Consider the following 3,722-nt stretch of genomic DNA (forward strand, 5'->3'; position numbering starts at 1 on the left):
GACCCGGGGCGCGCCTGCGGCGACCAGCCAGCGGGCGACGTGCGGGCCGAGCGCGCCGGTGCCGCCGGTGAGCAGCACGGTGCCCGTGGGCCGCCACGGGTCGGCCGCGGTGGGGGCGCAGCGCAGCAGCCGGGCGGCGCGCACGCCGTCGGCGCGGACCGCGACCTGGTCCTCCCCGCCGGTGAGGACGGCCAGGGCGGCGGCCGGGTCGGCGGGCTCCTCGGGCAGGTCGACCAGGCCACCCCAGAGGGCGGGGTGCTCCAGCGCGACGACCTTGCCCAGGCCCCAGACCTGCGCCTGGGCGGGCGCGCGGACCGGGTCGTCGGCGCCGGTGGAGACCGCGCCGCTGGTGGCGGCCCAGAACCGGGCAGCGGAGCCGGTGTCGTGCAGGGCTTGCACCGCGGCCAGGGTCAGGGCCAGGCCCGCGGACAGGTCGGGGTGCTCGGCGTGCGGGTGCTCGGCGAGGGCGAGGAAGGACAGCACGCCGTCGCCGCGCAGCCTGGCCGCCAGGCTCGCGCGGTCGTCGGCGTCGTCGGCGGTGACGACCTCGGCGCCCAGGGCCTCGGCGGCAGCGCGCGGCCAGGGGTGCTCGGCCTGCTCGGCGTGGACGAGCACCTGCCAGTCGCCCGCGGGCAGTCCGCCCGTGGCGGTCACGGCCTCCCAGTCGAGGCGGTAGCGCCAGGAGTCGATGGCCTCGCGGTCCTGCCTGCGGCCGTGCCAGGCGGCCAGCGCGGGCAGGGCGGTGCGCAGCGCGTCGCGCTCGGGGCCCGCGGGGGCCAGGGCGTCGAGGTCGCCGCGGGCGACGGCGGCCCAGAACTCGGTGTCGCCCGCGGGGGCCTGTGGGCCGGGCTCCAGCCAGTAGCGGGTGCGCTGGAAGGGGTAGGTGGGCAGGTCGACGCGGCGACCGCCGGGGATGACCGCGGCCCAGTCCGGGACGACGCCGCCGACAACGGCCTCCCCGAGCGAGAGCAGCATCCTGGTCAGCGCGCCGTCGTCGCGGCGCAGCGAGCCGACAGCCACGACGTCCTCGGGCATGGCCACGGTGAGCACCGGGTGCGGGGAGCACTCGACGAACACCCCGACCCCGTCGGCGCGCAACCGGTCGACGGCGTCGGCGAACTGCACGGTGGAGCGCAGGTTGGCGAACCAGTAACCCGCGTCCATCCCGGACCCGTCCTCGACCCGGCCGGTGAGCGTGGAGTGGACGGGGATCTCGCCCGCGCGGGGCCGGATCGGCGCCAGCGCGGCCATGACCTCCGCGCGCAGGTCGTCCACCTGGGCGGAGTGCGAGGCGTAGTCGACCGGGACGCGGCGCGCGCGCACGCCGTCGGCCTCGCAGGCGGCGATCAGCTCCGCGAGCGCGTCGGGCTCGCCGGAGACGACCACGGCGGTGGCGCCGTTGACCGCGGCCACCGAGATCCGCTCGCCCCAGGGGGCGATCCGGGCGCGCACGCCGTCCTCGCCCAGCGCGACCGACACCATGCCGCCGCGCCCGGCCAGCCCGCGCAGCGCCCGCGAGCGCAGCGCGACCACGCGCGCGCCGTCCTCGGGGGACAGCGCACCGGCCACCACCGCGGCGGCGATCTCGCCCTGCGAGTGGCCGACCACGGCGGCGGGCTCGACGCCCCAGGAGCGCCAGACGGCGGCGAGGGACACCATGACCGCCCACAGCACGGGCTGCACCACGTCGACCCGGTCGAGCAGGTCGGCGTCGCCGAGCGCGTCGGTCAGCGACCAGTCGGTGAACGGGGCCAGCGCCTCGGCGCACTCGGCCATCCGCGCGGCGAAGACCGGGGAGTCGACGAGCAGGCAGCGGGCCATGCCGACCCACTGGGAACCCTGCCCGGGGAAGACGAACGCGACCGCGCCGGGGTCGCGAGCCACCCCGCGCACCAGCATCGGGTCCTGCCCGCCCGCGGCGAGCGCGTCGAGCGCCTGCGGACTCAGCGCCACCGCGGTGTGCGGGAGCCGGGCCCGGGTGGTGGCCAGGGAGTAGGCGGCCGAGACCACGGGCAGGGTGGGCAGCGCCTCGGCCAGCCGGGCCGCGGCGGCGCGCAGCGCGGCCTCGGACCGGGCGGAGAGCACCAGCGGCACCTCGGCGGGCGCCTCGGCGGCGGGCGCGGGCTCGGGGTCGCCCTGCTCGATGACGACGTGGGCGTTGGTGCCGCTGACGCCGAAGGACGACACGCCCGCCCGGCGCGGCACCGCGGCGCGCGGCCACGGGACCGGCTCGGTCAGCAGCGACACCGCGCCCGCCGACCAGTCCACGTGCGGGCTGGCCTGGGCGGCGTGCAGGGTCGCGGGCAGCTCCTCGTGCCGCAGCGCCTCGACGACCTTGATCACACCCGCGACGCCCGCGGCGGCCTGGGTGTGGCCGATGTTGGACTTGACCGAGCCCAGCCGCAGCGGGGTGGCGCGGTCCTGGCCGTAGGTGGCCAGCAGCGCCTGGGCCTCGATCGGGTCGCCCAGGACGGTGCCGGTGCCGTGCGCCTCCACCGCGTCCACATCGGACGGGCGCAGGCCCGCGGCGGCCAACGCGGCGCGGATGACCCGCTCCTGCGCGGGCCCGTTGGGGGCGGTGAGGCCGTTGGAGGCGCCGTCGGAGTTCACCGCGGAGCCGCGCAGCACGGCCAGCACGCGGCGGCCCGCCTTGCGCGCGTCGGACAGCCGCTGCACCAGCAGCAGGCCTGCGCCCTCGGCGAAGCCGGTGCCGTCCGCCCCCGCGCCGAAGGCCTTGCACCGGCCGTCGGGGGCCAGGCCGCGCTGGCGGGAGAACTCGGCGAACAGGCCGGGCGTGGACATGACCGTCACCCCGCCCGCCAGCGCCAGGTCGCACTCCCCGGTGCGCAGCGCCTGGGCGGCCAGGTGCAGGGCGACCAGCGACGACGAGCACGCGGTGTCGACGGTGACCGCCGGGCCCTCCAGGCCGAAGGCGTAGGCCACCCGGCCGGAGGCGACGCTGCCGGAGTTGCCGGTGCCCAGGTGGCCTTCGACGTCGGCGGGGACGGTGTCGAGCCGGGCGGCGTAGTCGGAGTACATCAGGCCCGCGAACACGCCGGTGCGGCTGCCGCGCAGCGACTCGGCGGGCACCCCCGCCCGCTCGAAGGCCTCCCAGGCCACCTCCAGCAGCAGCCGCTGCTGCGGGTCCATCGCCAGCGCCTCGCGCGGGCTGATGCCGAACAGTTCGGCGTCGAAGTCCGCGATGCCGTTGAGGAACCCGCCCTCGCGCGCGGAGAACGACCCGGGCCGCTCGCCCGCGGGGTCATAGCCTGCCGCCACGTCCCAGCCGCGGTCGGCGGGGAAGGGGGCGATGGCGTCGCCGCCGGAGCGCACCAGCTCCCACAGCCGCTCGGGGCTGTCGACGCCGCCGGGGTAGCGGCAGGCCATGGCGACGATCGCGATCGGCTCATCGGCCGTGACCGCGGTCGCCGCGGCCCGGGGGGTGGGCGCGCTGCCCGCGATGGCGGCGGCCAGGGCCCGGGGGGTGGGGTGGTCGAACACGGCGGTGGCGGGCAGCCGGGTGCCGGTGGCGGCGGCGAGCCGGTTGCGCAGCTCGACGGCGGTCAGCGAGTCGAACCCCAGCTCCTTGAACGCGCGGCCGGGTTCGACCGCGGTGGCCGAGGCGTGGCCGAGGACGGCCGCGGCGTGTGTGCGCACCAGGTCGAGGAGAGTGCGCTCGCGCTCGGCGCCGGTCAGCCCGGCGAGGGTGTCGGCGCCGCCCG

General features: G+C 78.4%; 1 protein-coding gene. It reads right to left on the reverse strand.

Annotated features, from left to right (window positions below):
* A partial coding sequence (locus L6E12_RS33185) for a type I polyketide synthase (protein ID WP_236231874.1) occupies positions 1-3,722 on the reverse strand: 3,722 nt, incomplete at both ends.

Origin of the sequence: Actinokineospora sp. PR83 (genome assembly GCF_021056305.1) — a bacterium.
GTDB classification, from domain to species: domain Bacteria; phylum Actinomycetota; class Actinomycetes; order Mycobacteriales; family Pseudonocardiaceae; genus Actinokineospora; species Actinokineospora spheciospongiae.